Annotated in this window: 17 protein-coding genes and 1 riboswitch; of the genes, 5 read left to right on the top strand and 12 right to left on the bottom strand. The window is 63.4% G+C overall.

Features of this window, described 5'->3' with window-relative positions; all coding sequences use genetic code 11:
* Nucleotides 1-4: 4 nt before the first annotated feature.
* The 3 genes from DOM54_RS13835 to DOM54_RS13845 all read right to left on the bottom strand — a co-directional run bounded on the left by DOM54_RS13835 (nt 5) and on the right by DOM54_RS13845 (nt 2,718).
* Nucleotides 5-889, bottom strand: coding sequence for a pirin family protein (locus DOM54_RS13835; protein ID WP_110716887.1), 885 nt, complete (start codon nt 887-889; stop codon nt 5-7).
* Between the two features lie 103 nt (nt 890-992).
* The gene (locus DOM54_RS13840; RefSeq protein ID WP_110716888.1) at nt 993-1,979 is read right to left on the bottom strand and encodes an amidohydrolase family protein; all 987 of its coding nucleotides are present in this window, start codon (nt 1,977-1,979) and stop codon (nt 993-995) included.
* Between the two features lie 10 nt (nt 1,980-1,989).
* Complete coding sequence (locus DOM54_RS13845) at nt 1,990-2,718, bottom strand: SDR family NAD(P)-dependent oxidoreductase (protein WP_110716889.1); 729 nt, start codon at nt 2,716-2,718, stop codon at nt 1,990-1,992.
* Between the two features lie 135 nt (nt 2,719-2,853).
* Between DOM54_RS13845 and DOM54_RS13850 the strand changes: the two genes are divergently transcribed.
* Nucleotides 2,854-3,774, top strand: coding sequence for a LysR family transcriptional regulator (locus DOM54_RS13850; RefSeq protein WP_110716890.1), 921 nt, complete (start codon nt 2,854-2,856; stop codon nt 3,772-3,774).
* A gap of 14 nt (nt 3,775-3,788) precedes the next feature.
* Here the strand turns inward: DOM54_RS13850 and DOM54_RS13855 are convergent, their stop codons facing one another.
* Nucleotides 3,789-4,667, bottom strand: a complete 879-nt coding sequence (locus DOM54_RS13855; protein WP_110716928.1) for a LysR family transcriptional regulator — start codon at nt 4,665-4,667, stop codon at nt 3,789-3,791.
* A 134-nt stretch (nt 4,668-4,801) separates the two neighbouring features.
* Here DOM54_RS13855 and DOM54_RS13860 point away from each other — a divergent pair, with 134 nt between their 5' ends.
* Nucleotides 4,802-5,227, top strand: coding sequence for a VOC family protein (locus DOM54_RS13860; RefSeq protein ID WP_110716891.1), 426 nt, complete (start codon nt 4,802-4,804; stop codon nt 5,225-5,227).
* A 279-nt stretch (nt 5,228-5,506) separates the two neighbouring features.
* Here DOM54_RS13860 and DOM54_RS13865 read toward each other — a convergent pair whose 3' ends face one another.
* The gene (locus DOM54_RS13865) at nt 5,507-6,790 is read right to left on the bottom strand and encodes an MFS transporter (RefSeq protein ID WP_240613904.1); all 1,284 of its coding nucleotides are present in this window, start codon (nt 6,788-6,790) and stop codon (nt 5,507-5,509) included.
* 170 nt (nt 6,791-6,960) lie between these two features.
* Here DOM54_RS13865 and DOM54_RS13870 point away from each other — a divergent pair, with 170 nt between their 5' ends.
* Nucleotides 6,961-7,854 carry a LysR family transcriptional regulator gene (locus DOM54_RS13870; protein WP_110716892.1) on the top strand — a complete coding sequence of 298 codons (894 nt, stop codon included), beginning with the start codon at nt 6,961-6,963 and terminating at the stop codon, nt 7,852-7,854.
* 24 nt (nt 7,855-7,878) lie between these two features.
* Here the strand turns inward: DOM54_RS13870 and DOM54_RS13875 are convergent, their stop codons facing one another.
* Genes DOM54_RS13875 through DOM54_RS13905 form a run of 7 tightly spaced genes read right to left on the bottom strand, consistent with a single transcriptional unit; the run spans nt 7,879 to nt 16,620 of the window.
* Nucleotides 7,879-9,000 (bottom strand): M24 family metallopeptidase, encoded by a 1,122-nt coding sequence (locus tag DOM54_RS13875; RefSeq protein WP_206019109.1) that lies wholly within the window; start codon nt 8,998-9,000, stop codon nt 7,879-7,881.
* A 2-nt stretch (nt 9,001-9,002) separates the two neighbouring features.
* Entirely contained in the window at nt 9,003-10,226 is a 1,224-nt protein-coding gene (locus DOM54_RS13880; RefSeq protein ID WP_110716893.1) for a M20 family metallopeptidase, read from the bottom strand.
* Nucleotides 10,227-10,232: 6 nt separating this feature from the next.
* Nucleotides 10,233-11,918 carry a dipeptide ABC transporter ATP-binding protein gene (locus tag DOM54_RS13885; protein WP_110716894.1) on the bottom strand — a complete coding sequence of 562 codons (1,686 nt, stop codon included), beginning with the start codon at nt 11,916-11,918 and terminating at the stop codon, nt 10,233-10,235.
* A complete protein-coding gene (locus tag DOM54_RS13890; RefSeq protein ID WP_110716895.1) occupies nt 11,915-12,745 on the bottom strand; it encodes an ABC transporter permease in 831 nt (276 codons plus the stop codon). Before DOM54_RS13890 ends, DOM54_RS13885 begins: the two co-directional genes overlap by 4 nt.
* The gene (locus DOM54_RS13895; RefSeq protein ID WP_110716896.1) at nt 12,738-13,685 is read right to left on the bottom strand and encodes an ABC transporter permease; all 948 of its coding nucleotides are present in this window, start codon (nt 13,683-13,685) and stop codon (nt 12,738-12,740) included. Before DOM54_RS13895 ends, DOM54_RS13890 begins: the two co-directional genes overlap by 8 nt.
* Nucleotides 13,686-13,712: 27 nt before the next feature.
* Nucleotides 13,713-15,290: an ABC transporter substrate-binding protein gene (locus DOM54_RS13900; protein ID WP_110716897.1), complete on the bottom strand. Its 1,578-nt coding sequence runs from the start codon at nt 15,288-15,290 to the stop codon at nt 13,713-13,715.
* 52 nt (nt 15,291-15,342) lie between these two features.
* Entirely contained in the window at nt 15,343-16,620 is a 1,278-nt protein-coding gene (locus DOM54_RS13905; protein ID WP_110716931.1) for a M20 family metallopeptidase, read from the bottom strand.
* 139 nt (nt 16,621-16,759) lie between these two features.
* Between DOM54_RS13905 and DOM54_RS13910 the strand changes: the two genes are divergently transcribed.
* Together DOM54_RS13910 and thiC are read left to right on the top strand one after the other, a co-directional pair.
* Nucleotides 16,760-17,509 (top strand): GntR family transcriptional regulator, encoded by a 750-nt coding sequence (locus DOM54_RS13910; RefSeq protein ID WP_110716932.1) that lies wholly within the window; start codon nt 16,760-16,762, stop codon nt 17,507-17,509.
* A 77-nt stretch (nt 17,510-17,586) separates the two neighbouring features.
* A riboswitch (TPP riboswitch) is annotated at nt 17,587-17,719 on the top strand.
* A 90-nt stretch (nt 17,720-17,809) separates the two neighbouring features.
* Nucleotides 17,810-19,696, top strand: coding sequence for a phosphomethylpyrimidine synthase ThiC (thiC, locus tag DOM54_RS13915; protein ID WP_206019110.1), 1,887 nt, complete (start codon nt 17,810-17,812; stop codon nt 19,694-19,696).
* The last annotated feature ends 98 nt before the right edge of the window (nt 19,697-19,794 follow it).

Raw genomic sequence — 19,794 nt, forward strand, 5'->3', positions numbered from 1 at the left:
TGCGCTACTGGGCCAGTCCGCCGAAGCGCCCGGCCTGGTAGTCATCGATGGCCGCGACGATCTCCTCCCGGGTGTTCATCACGAACGGGCCATGGGAGACGACCGGCTCATCGATCACTGGCGCATGGCCGAAGATCAGCCGCGCCCCGGTGGTTACCGTCAACTCGACGCTATCGCCCTGCGTCTCCAGTTCGATCAGGTGCTGCGGCTTGACCGTGTCGCCACCGACGCGGATCTCGCCGTCGATCAGGTAGAGAAAGACCTGCCGCCCAGCCGGGGCCGACAGCGTATGCGAAGCGCCTGCCGTCAGCGTCAGCGTCGACATGAAGACATCGGTCAGGCTCTCGACGGGCCCGCGCTGACCCTCGAACTCACCGGCTATCAGGTTCAGCTCACCGCCACCGGCCAGAACGATCGTCGGAATCGACCCTCGCTGCAGCCCGGTATAACTCGGCTCGCTCATCTTCAGATGAGCCGGCAGGTTGATCCACAGCTGCAGAATCTCCAGCGGCCCACCCTCGCGCAGGAACTCGGGCGGGGAGATCTCGGCGTGGACGATACCGCTGCCGGCGGTCATCCACTGCACGCCGCCGGCGTGGATCACGCTCTGATGATCGGCGCTGTCGGCGTGGGCCAGCGAGCCCTCGAGGATGAAGGTCACCGTCTCGAAGCCGCGATGCGGATGCGGGCCGAACGGCAGGCCCCGGTTGTTGGCCGGATAGACCTGCGGGCCGTGATGATTGAGAAACAGGAAGGGATCGAGCTGCGACAGGCGCGGCCCCGGCAGCGGCCGGCGAGTGGTCAGATCGCCGATATCGTCGCGGATGGCCGGGTGCTGGGCAACGACACGGCGGGGTCTGGCGGTGGAAGCAGGGTCAAGCACGGACATGGACGACTCCTCGGTATCAGTACCCACAGCTTAGGGGGACCGGCGCCCGATGATCAGCGAATTCTTTCCCCGCGTTCGTTTCACGAAGTCGTCGGGACCGGGCTCAGGACACGCCCGCTCCCCGGGTGAGACGTTGCCAGTTGCCATGGGCTAAAGCCGCCTTGGCACTCCCCTCCAGATCGCACCGCTCGAGGAAAGCCCGCGCATCGCCGCCCGCTCGATATTGATAAGGAAAGTCCGTGGAGAACAGCAGTCGTTCATGACCGACCACCGCCGCCGCCCGAGCCAGATAGTGTGGCAGGAACATGCCGCTGGCGGTGACGTAGAGATTGGCACGACAGTAGTCGGCAATGGGTCGGGAGAGCGACGCCACACGATCCATGGCGGCGAGTCGCTCGATATAGAACAGGACCATCTCACCCCAGTGGCCCAGAATCACCTGCAATCGCGGCAAACGGTCGAACGCTCCCGCCAGTACCAGCCGTAGAAACTGAAGACCGGCGTCATAATGCCAACCGAGGCCATAGGTCGCCAAAGCCGTATCGAGCGCCGGCGATATCCCATCGTAGTAGGCTTGCCTCACCGCCGGCGGCGGCACACGCGGGTGGAGCAGCACCGGCACGGCCAGACGTTCCGCCTGGGCGAGGATGGGCATCAGGGCGGGATCGTCCAGATGCCGCGAACCGACCCGTCCACACAGCATCGTACCCTTGAAGCCGAGCTCGCCGATGCAGCGCTCAAGCTCCAGCGCCGCCGCCTCGGGCTGCGAGACCGGTAGCGTCGCCAGTGCTTGAAAACGCTGCGGATGCCGGGCGACCACCGCCGCCAGTGTGTCATTGGTGCGCCTGGCGATGTCGACACTCTCTACACCCCGGTCATGCAGTGCCGGCGTGGTCAGCGACAGGACCTGCACGTCCAACCCCGATTCATCCATCAGCGCCAGACGCTCATCGGCAAGATTCATCAACCGTCCGTGGCACGCCCCGGCATGCAGTGCCACGCTCGGGTCCGTCCGATCCAGGCCCAGCGAGCGCCAGGCGCGATCGATCTCCGAGGTCAGGAAGTGCTCTTCGATCCCGATCAGATGCATGACGACAACCTCACCACGGCACGATCTTGCCGAAGCGGTCGAGATACTCGATGCCCGGCCGGCTTCTCTTCTCCAGCAGGACATCGACGATCGCTGGCACCGACTCTTCCATCGTATAGGGCGCGTCATCTCCCCCCAGGTCGGTACGAATCCAGCCCGGCGCCATCACCAGCACTGCCCGCCCGGTAGCGGCGTGGCGCGCCGCAAAGCTGCGCATGAACATGTTGAGCGCTGCCTTGCTGCCCCGGTAGAGCTCGCGCATGCCGTTCTCGTTGTTGGCGATGCTGCCCTGCCCGGAAGACATCACACCGATCAGCCCCGCCGCGGGTACCAGATGCTCGAACTTCTCGAGCACGCGCATCGGACTGAGCGCGTTGGTGATCATGATCCCGGTGAACTCTTCGGTGGAGATAGTGCCGATGGCCTGATCGGGTTCCCGGTTGGTGGTCCCGGCATTGACGAAAAGCAGATCGATCGATCGCCCCTCCAGGCGTTGGTACAGCGCATCGATCTGATCCGGATCCGTAACGTCGAGCGTCTCGATCTCGACCCGGCCGGGGTGGCCGTCCGCCAGCGTGTGCAACGGCGTCTGCTCGGCACCCGCGCGAACCGTGCCGATGACATTCCAGCCGGTCTCCGGCGTTTCGCCCCGCGTCAACAGCTCCGCGGCGATGGCATGGCCAAGACCACGCGAGGCGCCCACGATCAGCGCGGTCAGACAATTGGCAGATGTCGTCATGGGAAGTGACCTCATGGATGATGGGTTCATCTCAAAGGATGGAGGTCAGCATGACAATGCACCAGACGCACAGAATGCACATAATTATTGCACCAAACGCTAGTCCATAAGCAGGATCTCGGTTACCGTGAGTCGATGAACGATATCGATCTGAACCTTCTCATCGCGCTGGATGTGCTGCTGGAAGAGAGCAGCGTGACAGCGGCCGCGAAGCGGTTGAATCTGAGCGCGTCGGCGATGAGCCGCACGCTCAAGCGTCTGCGCGAGGCGACGGGAGACCCGCTGCTGGTACGGGCGGGACGCGGGCTGGTACCTACCCCCCACGCGTCCTCACTGCGCGATCGCGTTCATGAACTGGCTCGGGAGTCGCGTTCGGTCCTGCGACCACGCCCACACGACCTCGATCTCTCGACACTGGAACGGACGTTCACCCTGCGTACCAACGCGTCGTTCGTCGAACGGTTTTCGGTGCCGCTGGTGAATGCCATTGCGGAAGCCGCGCCGAGGGTGTGCCTGCGCTTCGTGCCCAAGCCGACCAAGGCGATAGCCCCCCTGCGCGAAGGCCAGCTCGACCTCGAGATCGGGGTCATCGAGACCACCGCGCCGGAGTTGCTGACGCGGGGGCTATTTCAAGACCGCTTCGTCGGCGTCGCGGGTCAGGGGCACCCGTTGCTCGCCGGTGCCATCACGCCGGAGCGCGTTGCCGCGTGCCGGCACGTGATGGCGTCTCCCAGCGGCGAATTCACCGGACCGATGGAAAAGGCGTTGAACGCACTCGGCCTCGACCGGGAATTCAGCGTCATCGTGCCGGGCTTCTCGGATGCCCTGCGGATCGCTCGCCACACCGATCGAATCACGCTGGTACCGCACTCCTGCCTGATGCCGGGGCGCCTGCATGAAGATCAGGAGCCCCTGGTGGCGTTCGAACTCCCCGCGCCGACCGACCCGTTCACGATCTCGGCGCTGTGGCATCCTCGGCTGGGTACCGACCCGGCTCATCGCTGGTTCCGGGAGCTGGTGATATCGACCTGCCGCGCGGCCTATCGGGAGACTTGAGCGCCCGGCATCGATCACCCGATCTCCTCGAGGCCGGCTGTCGTCAAGGCTGCCTCGATCAACGCCACCAGCGGTGACTGGGTCGGCGAGAGGCGCGAGACCATCACCAGCTCGCGGTGAAACGTCTGTTCCCCCAACGCCACGATCCTTACCGGCGGCGGTTGCCGATGTCGCCAAAGCCCGGTCAGCGGAATCAGCGCCACGCCCAGGCCGAATTCGACCATTCTGGCAATCGCGTCGATCTCGTCGAGCTCCAGCCGAATCGCCGGGCGCAGTCGTCGCCGCTCGAGGAAGCGGACCACCTGGCGACCGCCGAAGGAGCCCCGGTCGTAGAGCACCAACGGATGGGTCTCGAGCAGTGCTTCGATGCTCTCACCATCGCTATCGGCCGGCGCTATCATCACGAAGGGCTCGCGGGCGATCACGCGAGCGTGGAGATCGCCGGGTAGCGCAAAGGGTGGCTGGACGATCATAGCCATGTCCAGATCGCCCTTGTCGACCTGGTCGAGCAGCGTCAGCGACACACCGGGCACGATCCGGGTCATGACCCCGGGTGCCGACATCCCCAACGCTCGCAGCACGTCTGGCAGCAGCCCGCTCTGGACGCTGGCGATGGCGCCAAGATGCCACTCGCCGGTCAGGTCATCGGTATCGGCATTGCGAATGCGATCGGCCAGGGCCAGCATCTCCTCGGCCCGGGGCAGCAGTCGGCGGCCGGCCGCGTTGAGCCTGACGGCGCGCCCGGTACGCTCGAACAGCGGCTCGCCAAGGTCGGCCTCGAGATTTCGAATCTGGGTGCTGATGGCGGATTGGGTCAACCCCACCGCGCCACCGGCGGCGGAGAAGGTACCGTGGCGCACCACGGCAAGAAAGGTCCTGAGCTCTCTGAGCATGGAATCGACGACCACCAGAATTCAATAAATTTGATATCAGACACCAATATTATGCGCTTTCCATCAAATTTAATCGCGTTCAAAATGCCTTCACACCAATAACGCCCAGGCCAACGACCTTCAGGAGAACTCCCATGGCACTATCCCCTTTTCATCTCGCGATACCGGTTCACGATCTGCCCGCCGCACGCAAGTTCTACGGCGAGACCTTCGGCCTGAGTGAGGGTCGTTCCAGCGAGCAGTGGGTCGATTTCGACTTCTACGGCCACCAGTTGGTGATTCACGAGCACCCGCCGACGCCGTCCCAGGAATCCGCGCACACCAACGCCGTCGACGGCCACGACGTTCCGGTCCCCCACTTCGGCATCGTGCTGAGCTGGCCGGAGTGGGAAGCGCTGGCCGAGCGTCTGAAAGGCTTCGGCACCCAGTTCGTGATCGAACCCTACGTGCGCTTCAAGGGTCAGCCCGGCGAGCAGGCCACCATGTTCCTGCTCGATCCGTGCGGCAATGCGCTGGAGTTCAAGGCATTCAAGGATATGGGTCAGCTGTTCGCCAAGTAATACCCTCTCTCTCGCGTCCCTCGACGTCTTGTGATTGCCGCCGATTTCGATCGGCGGCTTTTTTGTGTCGATGGCGATGAGGATCCGGTGAGGAGTTGCTCACCACGCTTTCCCGCGAAGCGTCATAACGAGCCAAGCCCTTGGAACCATCAAGCCCCGGGGTTTGCGCCTGGCCTCACGCAAGACCGGCTCCGTCGTGGCGGTGGGAATCGTGTGCGCAGGCCCGAGGAGTGGGTTGGTAAGAGACATCGACGAGCGAAGGCAGTTGGCCTACAAAACCTAGGCGAGTCGACGGAGATGCAGCGCACCAATGGCTAGTGCGACCACCAGCAATACCGCGATGAACATCGACACCCCGTTCCATCCTCCCCAATACCAGAAGGCGCCGCCCAGCGTCCCGGCCACGCTCGAACCCAGGTAGTAGCTAAAGAGATAGAGCGAAGACGCCTGCCCCTTGGCCTGGGTCGCGCGCTGCCCCACCCAGCCACTGGCCAGCGAGTGAGCGGCAAAGAACCCGAAGGTGAAGATCAGGATGCCGACCAGGATCAGGCTGATCGGTTCGAGCAACGTGATGGCCAAGCCCGCCAGCATCATCACGATGAATAGCCAGAAGATCCGGTGGCGCCCGAGCCGATCCGCCAGTGAACCCGCCCACGCCGAGCTGTAGGTGCCCGAGAGATAGGCGATGGAGAGCAGTCCCACCAGCGCCTGACTGACCTGATACGGCTCCGCCAGCAGCCGGTAGGCGATATAGTTGTAGAGGGTGACGAAACCGCCCATTAGCAGGAAAGCTTCGGCAAAGAGCCAGGGCAGCCCTCGATCCCGGAAATGGACGCTCAAACCGGAGAAGACACTGCGCCAGTTGAGCGGACGCGGCGAGAAGTGACGCGACGGTGGCAGCCAACGCATGAACAGGATCGCCGCGATCAGCGCGACGATACCGATGATGCCCAGCGTCCAGCGCCACGGCACCCAATCCACCATGACGCCGCTGATCAGGCGCCCGCTCATGCCGCCGATCGAGTTGCCGCTGATATAGAGCCCCATCGACAGGCCGACGTAGCGCGGATGTATCTCCTCATTGAGATAGGTCATCGCCACCGCGCAGAGCCCCGATAACGATAGCCCCGCCAGGGCGCGCATGATCAGGATTCCCGTCCAGTTCGGCATCACCGCCGCCAGCAGCGTGCAGGCGGATGCCGACAACAGTGCGATCGTCATGATCGGCTTGCGCCCCACCGCATCGGAGATCGGTCCGGTGACCAGCAGTCCGATCGCCAGCATACCGGTGGCCACCGACAGCGACAGCGAACTGGTTGCCGCATCGATGTCGAACGCCTCCGACAGGATCGGCATCAATGGCTGCACGCAGTAGAGCAGCACGAACGTGGAGAAGGCGCCCAGGAAGAGCGCCAGCATGGTTGGAAGATAGCCAGGCTTGCCACGTTCGATGAAGCCGCGTTCGATCGCCGCGGCTTCGCGTTCGAGCTGCTGGTTGGCGGCGTGAGCGGCAGAACTGTCGGTGGACGCCGAGTTCGGCGTCGAGGTGGTGTGACGGGACAACCCGAATCTCCCGATAATGGCGGGCGAACTGTCAGTAACGCCATGAATGAAAATCGTTAGATGAATGTGCTACAGGTTACGCCGGTCCAGATTATCGTTCTAATATATTGCTCGACGTTTTTGATATCTTTTACGACTCAATATCCGTGAATCGCGCGGGAAGACTCTTCATGGAACTACGCAACCTGCGCTACTTCGTCGTTGTCGCGGAAGAACTGCACTTCAGCCGCGCGGCGGTCAGGCTGGGTATATCGCAGCCGCCGCTCAGCCAGCAGATTCGCGCGCTAGAGGACGAACTCGGCACGCGCCTATTCGAGCGCACCAATCGACGCGTCGCATTGACGGAGGCCGGCCGGCTGTTGCTCGAGGAAGCGAGGGAGATTCTGGATCGGGCGGAACGTGCCTCGCGCCTGGTTTCCCGGCTCGGCCAAGGGGAAACGGGACAGCTACGCATCGGCTTCACCACCTCGGTTCCACTCACGGCCACCCTGCCGCAGATGGTGCTGCGCTATCGGCAACGCTACCCGGATGTCGACCTGCGCATGCATGAGCTCAACAGTCGCCGCCAGATCAAGCCGCTGCTGAAGGGCGACCTGGACATCGGCATCATGCGTCCGGCCACGCTGCCGGACGGTCTCGACGCCTTTACCTTGATCCGCGAACCCTTGGTGGCGGTGGTCAACGACCAGGGTCCGCTCGGTGGCAGCGCATCGCCGCTAACACTCGACGAACTGGCGCCACATCCATTCATCTACTTCTCGCCGGCCGCCGGTACCGGCCTGCTGGACCAATTCAACGCCCTGTTCGCCAGCCGGGGCCTGACGCCGCGCCTGGTCCAAGAAGTCGGTGGCCCCAACACCATCATCAGCCTCGTCGCCGGCGGACTCGGCGTCTCGATCCTGCCGGCCTCCTTTCGACACGTCCGGATCGACAATGTGCGCTATCGCCCCATCAATGACGGCGATGCTGTCTCGGAGGTGTGGCTGACGCATCCGCGCCAGCGCCTGACGCCTCACGCGCTGCGCTTTATCGAACTGGCCAACGAGATGACAGCTCCTGACTGACTCGACGGCGCCAGCCGCAGGGAACTATCCGGTTGCTCTCAGCAGCCGGCGTGGCGAGTGGGTCAGACGTTCGACGCCGTGCGGCCTAACCACGACCGTCTCGCTGATGGCTACCCCGACGGCAGACAGATACATATGGAAGACCATGCCAGGTTCCAGAATCCAGGTCGCCGCGGGATGGAAGGCATAAGAAAAGTCGCTGGTGCGAGGCGTCCGGGTATAGAGTCCCAGACTGTAGCCAGTGACGTTGTTATAGCGCTCGCGTAGCCCTGCCTCCAGCACGCCCTCGCGGGCGATGCCGTCGACATCGGCGGCCAACGCGCCGGGACGCATGGCGGTGAACTGGCGATCCTGGATCGCCACCAGCGTCTCACATATGCCGGCCATGTCATGGCGATCCTCGCCGATCAGAATCGGTCGCATCAATCGCGCGCTATAGTGGTTTACCTTGGGAATCAGCTCGACATGAAGCACGTCGCCATCAACGAGCGGTTCGTCGAGACGCCGCGCATGGAGAAATCCGCTATCCCCCACAGCCTTGACGATGGGCCCGGTATCGCCGCTGTCCGCGCCATCGAGCAGGAAGCGATATGCCGCGTGAGCCGACGCCTGTCGCGCTGAGTCACCCACTGTCAGCTTGGCCGCAACCGCTTGCATGGCACGATCGGCGATGCCCGAGGCCAGGCGCAAGTGCTCGATCTCGGCTTCGTCCTTACAGCGGCGAAGCCCATCGCTGAGCGCTCCGCAGTCCATCCAGCTCGCGTCGGGCAGCCGCTCGCGCAGCGCGGCATGAGTGGCCAGATCCAGGCCGTAGGAGATGTAGTCAATGGCAATTCTGGATGCCGCATGACCGCGGGCCAGCAACGAACTTGCCACGGCTTCTCGAGCATCCTGATCATCAGCGTACTCCACCACATCGTGGGCCACGCCCTGCTCGCGGCAAGATTCGACGTCCAATTCTCGCAGCACGACCCACGGTTCCCCCTCACGCGGCACGATCACGCAGCGGTAGTCGGTCAGCGACACGCTGTAGCCGATCGTCCAGGCCATCAGCTCGCCATGATCGATCAGCATCACATCGCCGCCCAGGCGCTCGAGTTCGCGGCGAATCCTGGTCAAGCGTGCAAAGTAGTCAATGCCATTCACGTTCACACGGCAACTTCGCAAACCGACAAAATCGCCAGCAGATAGATGCGCACCATGTCGAGATACTCGCGAATTTCGACGCGCTCGTCGGGCATGGTGTTGTACTTGCCGCCCGGCCCACAAACGATGCCCTCCATGCCCAGGCGCTGGTAGAAATGCGCAGCGTCCGTACCGAAATAGGCCGGAGGCGCGAAGACGCCCGTCGGTTGAGGTTCGCCACGCACTTTCTCGTAGGCGGCGTTGACCGCCTTGACGATAGGCGCCTCGGGGTCGACCTCGAACGGCGCCATGGTTGGCCTGCCCACCTGCTTTTCGGGGATAAGCTGGGCTTTGAGCCCTGGATGGCGTGCCTCGAGTGCGTCGAGCATCTCGCGCATGTCCGCCAGCACACTCTCTTCGGTCTGCCCTGGCGCGTAGCGGCAGCTACCGCGCAGGCGGGCAAAGTCGGCGACCTGCGGCGGGCGCCACTCGTAGAGTTCACACCCGAGGGCCGCCTGCACGACCCCGACATGGCCGAGATTGACCTTGCGATGAGCTTCGGACTGCACGCCACTGAAGGTGGCGTTGTTGATCAGCGGCACCAATTCGGAAGCCGCCGCCAGCGCATCCACGGCCTCGCCCCGTTTGGAAAGGTGGCGTGTCTTTCCAGTCAGCTCGATCGTCCAGATCAGTGAGCCGGCGTGCATGGTGAGCGCCTGCAAGTCGGTGGGTTCGGAGTTGATGAAGCAGTCCGCCTTGACCCCCTGTTCGATCGCCGCCACCGTGCCGATGCCGCCTTGCAGCTCGCCGACCACATAGGTCAACACGACGTCACCCTTGAGCTTGACGCCGGCGTCCACCAGCGTCTTTACCGCGCAGAAATAAGCGGCATCGCCGGCCTTCATGTTAGAGACGCCGATGCCGTAGATGAACTCGCCATCGACGACCCCACCCCAAGGATCGACGGTCCAACCCTCGGTCGCCGGGTTGGTATCGAGGTGGCCGTTGAAGAGCAGACTCTTGCCGCCGCCTCCTGCGCCCTTGAGCCGGCCGATGGCGTTGGCCCGTCCACCGGGAACGTCCTGCAGCTCGGAATCCAGCCCCAACTCGCGCATGCGTACATCCATCCAGCGCGCCAGCTCGAGCTCGCCTTCGCTCTCGCTATAGCTTTTGTGTCGAACCATCTGCGATAGAAAATCGAGACAGAACGAGTCATCAACGCGGTCGAGCAACTCATCTGGCGTCATGCAACATCACTCCTGATCCATGGTTGGGGCTGAAAATTCATCGTCGATGACACGAGCCGATGAAGCGATCGTCGGCGTCGCCGCCAGCAGAGCTCGTGTGTAGGCGTGCTTCGGGCCGTCGGCGAGCTCCTCGGCGCTCGATAGCTCGACCCGGTCACCGCGATACATGACCGCGACACGATGAGCGATCTGCTGTATGAGATTGATGTCGTGGGTGATGAAGAGATAGGCCGTTCCGTGGCGCCTGCGCAGATCCAGCAAGAGCGCTATCACCGTGGCTTGGACCGACACATCCAGTGCGGCGGTGATTTCATCACAGATCACCACATCCGGCCGGGCTGCAAAGGCCCGAGCGATCGCCACACGCTGCTTCTGGCCACCCGACAGCTCATGCGGGTAGCGCGACGCCAGTGTCGGGTCGAGGCGAACCTCCTCGAGCGAGCGCGCCACCGCCTGGCTCAGCGTTTCGCCCTCGGGTAAGCCATAGAGCCGATAGCTGCGGCCGATCAGTTCACCGATACGCTGACGCGGATTGAGTGAGCCATCGGGATGCTGGAAGACCAACTGCACTCGGCGCCGATAATCGGCTCTCCCTCGCGGGGTAGACGACACGGCTTCACCGTCGAGCAGTATCTCCCCTCGGTGATTCACCAGACCGGTGAGCGCCTTGGCTAGCGTCGACTTGCCCGAGCCGGACTCGCCGACCACACCGACAATCTCGCCGTGTGCAATCTCCAGATCGAACGGATTCAGCGCGCGAAAACGCGGGTCCGGGCGCTTCAGCCAGCGCGCCAGCGTCGTGCGCTGGCCATAATCCACGCTGATACCGCGCAGGGTCAGCAGCGGTGGACGCTCGCGAGCGTTCGCATGCGCAGCGATCTCGCTCTCGGCGACCAGCCGCCGACGCGGGTTCGGTACCGCCGCGACCAAGCTCTGGGTGTAGGGGTGGTCGGGTGCGGCGAAGATTTTTCGCCCCGGCGCACGCTCGACGATCCGCCCTTTCTCCAACACGCAGACGTGATCGGCAATACGGGAAACCAGCGCCAGATCGTGGGAGATATACAGCGCCGCGACCCCGGTCTCTTCTCTCAGGCGCCCGAAGAGCTCGAGAACCTGAGCGGCATTGATCACATCCAGTGCCGTGGTGGGCTCATCGAATATCAGACACGCCGGCCGACATGCGAAGGCGCCCGCGATCAGCGCGCGCTGCTTCTCGCCACCGGAGAGTTCGTGCGGATAGCGGGCGAGCATCGACTCGGGATTCTTGAGATCAACATCACCAAGCGTCTCGATGGCGATTCGGCGAGCCTCTCCGCGGGAGACGCCTCGATGGCGGGTAAGCATCTCGAGCATTTGCGATCCGAGCGTGAGCGTCGGGTTGAGCGCTGCACTGGGGTCCTGAAACACCATGCCCAGGCGCCCGCCGCGAAGCGCTCTGAGCCTGGCGGCCTTGAGCGTGGTCAACTCTTCGCCTTGCAATTGGATACTGCCGCCATGTTCGATGGCATTGCCCGCCAGATAGCGCATGATCGCCCAGGCGAGTGAAGTCTTGCCGGAGCCGGACTCGCCCACCACACCGACCACTTCTCCCGGCGCGACCGAGAGCGTGACGCCGTCGAGTACCGGCAACGACCCATGGGCGGTGGTGTAACTGAGTGAATAGTCGTCGATGCGAAGCAGCGCGTCGTTCACGTCCGGCTCCTTGGATTGAGCGCATCGCGCAGGCCATCACCCAGAAGATTGAAGCCGATCGCCACCAGCGCGATGCAAAGACCCGGCATGATCATCATCCAGGGCGCGGTGAAGAGATGGCTTCGCGCTTCCGAAACCATCAATCCCCATTCGGACGACGGCGGCTGCGCCCCAAGCCCTAAAAAGCTCAGCGTGGCGAAAAGCATGACGGCAAAGGCCACACGGACGGTGCCTTCGACGATCACCGGCGCCACGATGTTAGGCAGCATCTCGCGCACCACGATGTGGGACGTCGACTCGCCGCGCACGATCGCCGCACTCACGTAGTCCTGCGTGCGCACCGCCAGCGCGACGCTGCGCGCAACGCGCACCATTCCCGGGGTGAAGGCGATGGCGATGGCCGCCACGGCGTTGACGTCGCTCTTGCCCAGCGTGGCAACGATCAGCAGCGCGAACAGCAGGCTGGGAATCGCCATGATCGCATCCATGGTGCGCATGATCGCTTCGTCCACCCAGCCACCGAGATAGGCACTGAGCGTACCAATGACGGCGCCAAGTACCATGGCGATGGCCGTGGCCAGGAGCGACATCACGATGGTGTCGCGAGCCCCGATCATGACGCGGCTCAACACATCGCGGCCCATCTGGTCGGTCCCAAACCAGTGCATCGGGCCCGGGGGCTGGTAACGCGCGGTGAAGGAGAGCGCGTTGGGCTCGAACGGCGCGAGCCACGGTCCCAATACCACTAGCACGATGGCCAGCAGGCACAGTCCCCCTCCCACCACACCCTGCGGCGAACGCACGAGCGTCTTGAGTGAATCAGGCATATTGAATCCGTCTGTCGAGCCAGGCATAGGCGAGGTCGGCGAGAAAGTTGGCTAACGCATAGGTGGCAGCGATGATCAGCACGCCGGCCTGAATGGCGGGCAGATCACGGCTTTGTACCGCGACGATGAGCGCTCGGCCGATACCGGGAATGGCAAAGATCTCCTCGACGACGATGATGCCGCCGAGCAGATAACCCACGTCCAGCGCCACGATCGTAATGGTCGGCAACATCGCGTTGCGCAGTGCGTGATGCAGCACGACCCGCCGCGACGATAGTCCCTTGAGGCGAGCCGCCCGGATATAGTCACTGGCCATGACGTCGACCATCTCCGAGCGCACCATGCGCGAGACATGGGCCACCAGAATCATCGATACCGTCAAGGTGGGTAGAATCATGTGCGCGAGCCAGCCGGCCACATCCTCGGTGAGCGGCACGTAGCCGGTCGCCGGCAGCCAGCCGAGCACGTCGGCAAACAGCAGTGCCAGCACCGTGGCCGTAACGAACTCGGGCAAGGAAATTCCCACGTAAGAGATGATTCCAATGATCAAGTCCGCTGCCTTCCCTCGCCGCAGGGCCGACACGATGCCCAGCGGAATGGCGATCACCAGCATCAACACCAGCGCCAGGAACGCCAGTAACAGCGAACGCCCTAGCGCCCCGAACATCATCGGCGCCACCGCCTGGCCAGTACGCATCGACTGGCCGAAGTCGCCGCTCAGCACGCCGCTGAACCAGTGCCAGTACTGCCACCACGCCGGCTGGTCCAAACCCAATTGCGCCCGCACGCTGGCCAGCGCCTCAGGTGTCGCCGAATTTCCCAGTAGCGTAACGGCCGCATCCGCGGGCAACAGTTGCGTCATGGCGAACACCAGAAACGACACCACCAAGAGCGTGTAGACGGTGGTGAGCAACCGTCGCCCGACATAGCCGGCGTTCATGACGGATCTCCCGACGCGCGTGGCTCATCAACCGGCATCGTTCGAGCCATTCGCGATCCCGACGTAGTCCAGGCGCTGAATCGCACCGCGTGGATTGAGCTCGAAGCCCGTCACCCGCTCGCGCCGTGCCGCCAGCAGATCGAAGAACACCGGAATCACCGACGGCACTTCCTCATGCATCAGCCGCTGTGCCCGCGAGTAGAGTTCGCCACGCCGAGCTTCGTCGGCAGTCTGGCTCGCTTCAGCGACGATTCGGTCGAACTCGGCGTTGTTCCAGCGTGTCTCGTTCCAGGGCGCATTGCTGGTGTAAAGCAGCGAGAACACGGCATCGACGGTGGGCTGCATGTTGTAGAAACCGACGTAGAATTGCACTTTCTTCCACACCTGATCGAGATAGGTGCTGTGCGCGAGCGTCTGCACCTCGATCCGAAATCCAGCGGGCGCCGCCATCTCACGCAGCGCCACCGCCAGCGGTGTTCGGGTCGGCGGACTATCGGAGGCGACGAGCGTGAGTTCGAGCCCGTCCGCATAGCCTGCCTCCTCCAGCAGTGCCTTGGCGCGCGCCAGATCCGGCTTGCGGGCTTCCTGCTCGGCGAAGAAGGGATAGGCCGCGTTGATGGGGGTATCGTTACCCGGTGTGCCGAAGCCGTTGGCGGTGAAGGCGACCATGGCCTCGCGGTCGACGGTGAGCGCCAACGCCTGGCGCACGCGCACATCGTTGAATGGCGGTTTGCTGCAATCCATGTTGACGTTGAGGAACTGCCCCGACGGCGTCCGCAACGTCTCGACGTCCTCCGCGTCGTCCAGGCGGTCGTACTCGGTCGCGGCGAGCGCGAGCATGAGATCCGTATCACCGGCTATCAACGCCGATCCCTCGGCGGTGGTATCCGGGTAGACCAGCACCTCGACACGCGCGAGCTTGGGTCTGTCAGGTGCGTAATAATCGGGGTTGCGCTCGACCACGATGCGGCTCTCGGGCTCGAACGACACCAGCCTGAACGGCCCCGTACCGATCGCTTCGCGAGCGAGACGCTCCAAGTCCTGTTCGATGACCGTCTTCGGCACGATCTTGGCATCGGGATAGGCCAGCGCCGTGGGTAGATCGGCGTAGGGCGATTCGAGCCGAATCAGCACCGTCACATCGTCCTGCGCGAGCACTTCACGGATCGGGCCGACATTGTGCTGGGCCGGGGATGCGACGTCCGGATCGAGAATCGCACCAAAGGTCGCCGCAACATCGGCAGCGGTACACGGCGAGCCATCATGGAAGGTGACGCCGTCACGCAAGGTGAAGGTCCACTCGGTCAACTCGTCATTGGCCTGCCATTCCCGCGCGAGGTCGGGCTGCGGCAGCATCTCGGCATCGAGTCGCGTCAGGCCACTGTAGAGCAGCTCGGCCAGCAGATATTCAGGGTTGACACGCGCCCGCAGCGGGTTGAGCACCGCTGCCGCTTGATCGACGCTCACTCGCAGCGTGGCGTTGACCTCGCCGACATCCCCCTGTGCAAGCGCGCGACCGAATCGGGTCACGCTGGGAAACAGTGTGGCACCCGCAGCCATTGCAGTGCCGGCGAGAAAGCGCCGGCGAGTCAAAGATAACGTCATGTTCCACCTCTCGATTGTCAGTGTTATGGAGGACGCAAGGTTCTGCGGTGCTTCAGGGCGCGAAGTCCTCGACGAGGTACAGCAATGTCGCTTGTGCCAGGGCGACAAGATCGTTGGTAGTGGTGTACTCATCGGGCGCATGAGTGTTGTTGTCCGGTCGTGACAGGCCGCCCAGGAGAATCTCCTGAATCCCGGCCTGCTGAACCCAGCCCATATCGGAACTGGTGGATGCCCCCCATTGGCGAAAGTCGTCCGAGGAATAACCGAAGCCTTCGCAAAGGGCGGCCTGCCAGCGTGGCCAGTGGGGGCCGGTCGGGTCGCTGACCGGCGACAGATGGCCGATGATCTCGTGGGAAACCGACAGTGCGGACGACTGACTTCGCCCCACGTCTATCGCCGCTTCCAGCTCGGCGATGACGTCTTCGAACGACTCTTCAGGGGCGTAACGGCGATTGACCAGCAAATCGAAACGCGCCGGCAGAGATGACCCCTTGCTGCCACCGTGGGCGGCGGCCAGCGTCAATCGGGATCGCAAGGGTTTCCCCTCAAAATGCGGCGGCGACGGCATGGCCGAGGCCCGCGCCTCGACCCGCGGCTTCAAGGCATGCAGCGCATTGATGATCGGCAGTGCCGCTTCGAGAGCGTTGACACCGTCGACGGGATCACCTGAGTGAGCGCCACGGCCCTCGACGCGGATAGCAAGATCGATGCTGCCGAAACATCCACCCCAGATTCGTGGCGCTGCGCCGCCGTTGTAACTCAGCAGATGGCCTTCAACCTTACCCTGCTCGGCCAGGTAGCGAATGCCGGGATACAACCCACCCTCTTCGTCGGTGCACAGCAGAAATACCGGATCGAAACGCATCGCCAAACCGTGACGCCGAGCCACACGGACGGCGGTCAACGCCGCCGCGATCGAGCCTTTCATGTCCGCGGCGCCCCGTCCGTAAAGCCGGCTCCCCTCCTGCGTCAAGCGCAACGGATCATACGTCCACCCGTCCCCCGCCGGCACGGTATCGGTATGAAAGTAGAGGCTGCAGACCCGCGACGGGTCGCCAGAGTGGGATGTCGGGCGGGCGATGAGATTGACACGCTCACCAAAGGCATCGCCCTGGCGGGTTTGCCATAGCGCCTCCGGAACACTGACGCGCTCGAATTCGAAATCCAGCGGGGAGAGCATCGAGGTCATCAGGTCGGCAAAAGCGCCATAGCCGTTACCAGGCGGGAACGCAGTATCGCAAGCCAACATCCGATCGAGGTCTTCCTGCATGGCCCGCGGGTTTTCGACGATATCCGCCAGCGCGCATTGCAGCACATCCGAGTGAGCCATCAGCATGCCTTTTTATTTCTATATAGTTTATAGATAAACAGCATAGCGTATGATGGTCAAGGACAACCCTGTCGAGTCACTGGCCGGTTTCCCGGCCGACTCGCCGTGCTTTCACTTATCGCCGGTGGATAACCCACAGATGGACAAGCGATTTCAGCGACTCGACGCCGCACAAGGCGCACCGCTTTATGAGGTGGTCAAACGTCAGCTTGCCGAGGCAATCCTGATGGGCCAATGGACGGCCGGCGAGGTGCTTCCCAGTGAAACGGCACTGGCCGGTGAATTCGGCATTTCCGTGGGTACCATGCGTCGTGCGCTGCTCGAGCTGACTCAGGAAGGTCTGGTCATGCGCCGCCGCAAGACCGGTACTGTGGTCACCGGCCGCGCCCCCCATCACAATCTCAAGTATTTCTTCCAGTATTACCGCCTGCACGATCGTCAGGGCCAACTGCTGCGGTCCACCACGCAGTGGCAGACGATGGAACGCGGCCAGGCCAGTCAGCGTGAAGCGCGGCTGCTGGAATGCCAGCCCGACGATCCGGTGTGGCGGCTGGCGCGCTTACGCCTGATCGAGGGTCGCCCGGTCATGCATGAAACCATGGCGCTGGTTGCGGCGCGGGTGCCCGGCTTTCCGGAGACGTTGGAAGCGCTGCCGGAACTGCTCTATCGCTATCTATTCGAGACTTTGGGGATTCGTATCGCAGCGGTACGTGAGCAGATTCGCGCCGAACTGGCGACCGAGCAAGACTGCCGCGCACTGGAAATCGACAGGCCCCACGCCATCATGGTCATCGACGAGGTTTCCTTCGACCAGTCCAGCCAGCCCGTGCTGATCGCCCATCACCGCCTGGTGACCGACGATTTTCTCTACGTGAACGAGATTCGCTGATCCCTTGCAAAGCCTTCGGCCCTTGGCTTGACCTCACCATTTCTCTAGCCGCAAACTGGCCGGGCGATGCGTTGCATCGCAGCTTGACGGGGTGCCGGTGGAACCGGCTGAGATCGCCCTGCGCAGTGCCCTCCCGGGCTCGGCGCCACGGCGGATCCCGACGAACCTGATCCGGCTAGTACCGGCGTAGGGATCAAGCGGAGCGCCTCAGTCCTGGAAGCCATCCCGTCGATTCGCGCTCCTCCCGCCTACGCTGTGCGCCGGCCTGACCTCAACGTCATGCCCGAGGCACAAAGCACCATGAAATCACACCAGTTTCTCTCCGATACCGCTCGCGTCGACAGCGCCGCCATCGCCCCGCTGCCCGCGTCGACCAAGATCCATGTCGAAGGTTCGCGCCCGGATATCCGCGTCCCGATGCGAGAGATCGCGCTATCGTCGACAAAGACCAGCCAAGGCTCGGAGCCCAACGAACCGATAGCCGTCTACGATACCTCCGGCCCCTACACCGATCCCGACGCCGAGATCGACCTGCGTCGTGGACTGCCCGAACTCCGGCGCAGCTGGATCGACGAGCGCGGCGATACCGAGCCGCTTGCCGGCCCGACATCCCACTATGGAAAAATCCGCGCGGCCGACCTGCGCCTTGCCAACCTGCGCTTTCAGCTCCAGCGCACGCCGCGACGTGCCCGGCCCGGTGCCAACGTGACCCAGCTCCATTACGCCAGACAAGGCATCGTCACCCCGGAGATGGAGTTCATCGCTATTCGCGAGAACCAGCGGCGACGCCAGGGCAGTGCCACATCAGGCGATCCGATGCTGGCTCACCAGCATCCGGGCGAGTCTTTTGGCGCCAATCTGCCGGCGGAGATCACTCCCGAATTCGTACGCGACGAAGTCGCCCGCGGCCGGGCGATCATCCCCGCCAATATCAATCACCCCGAGAGCGAGCCGATGATCATCGGCCGCAACTTCCTGGTGAAGATCAACGGCAACCTGGGCAACTCGGCGGTCACCTCATCGATCGAGGAAGAAGTCGACAAGATGACCTGGGGCATCCGCTGGGGGGCCGACACCATCATGGATCTCTCCACCGGTCAGAACATCCACGAGACCCGCGAATGGATCATTCGTAACTCGCCGGTACCCATCGGCACGGTGCCGATCTATCAGGCGCTGGAGAAGGTCGATGGCGTAGCAGAGGATCTGACTTGGGAGATCTTCCGCGATACCTTGATCGAGCAAGCCGAACAGGGCGTGGACTATTTCACCATCCACGCCGGCGTGCGCCTCCACCATGTGCCGATGACCGCCAGGCGCGTCACCGGCATCGTCTCCCGCGGCGGATCGATCATGGCCAAGTGGTGCCTGTCCCACCACCGGGAAAGCTTCCTCTACACCCATTTCGAGGAGATCTGCGAGATCATGAAGGCGTACGACGTCTCGTTCTCGCTGGGTGACGGCCTGCGCCCCGGCTCGATCGCCGACGCCAACGACGAAGCCCAGTTCGCCGAGCTGGAAACCCTGGGCGAGCTGACCCGGATTGCCTGGCAGCACGATGTGCAGGTAATGATCGAAGGCCCCGGCCACGTGCCGATGCAACTGATCAAGGAGAACATGGACAAACAGCTCGCCTGCTGCGACGAGGCGCCGTTCTACACCCTGGGCCCGCTGACCACCGATATCGCCCCGGGCTACGACCACATCACCTCTGGCATCGGCGCGGCCCAGATCGGCTGGTACGGCTGCGCCATGCTCTGCTATGTCACGCCCAAGGAGCACCTGGGACTGCCCAACAAGGACGACGTCAAGACCGGCATCATCACCTACAAGATCGCCGCTCACGCCGCCGACCTGGCCAAGGGGCATCCGGGCGCCCAGCGACGCGACAACGCGCTCTCCAAGGCGCGCTTCGAATTCCGCTGGGAGGATCAGTTCAATCTCGGCCTCGACCCGGACACGGCACGCGCTTTCCACGACGAGACCCTGCCCAAGGACTCAGCCAAGGTGGCACACTTCTGCTCCATGTGCGGGCCGAAATTCTGCTCGATGAAGATCACCCAGGAGGTGCGCGAGCGATTTGGTGGTGATGCCGCCGGCGTCCCCAGAGACGAGCGAGAGGCCGGCCTGCAGCAGCAGGCGGAGCGGTTTAAGCAAGAAGGCGGCGAGCTCTACCGGGAAATCTGACACCGCTGTCCCGTGCCAGCGAGCCTGCGCCGTCCCGAGTGTCGACGCAGGCTTCGACGACCGGCCCGACGCACCGAGACTTTGGTCGTAACCGAGTT

The organism is Salinicola acroporae (assembly GCF_003206615.1).
Lineage (GTDB): Bacteria > Pseudomonadota > Gammaproteobacteria > Pseudomonadales > Halomonadaceae > Salinicola > Salinicola acroporae.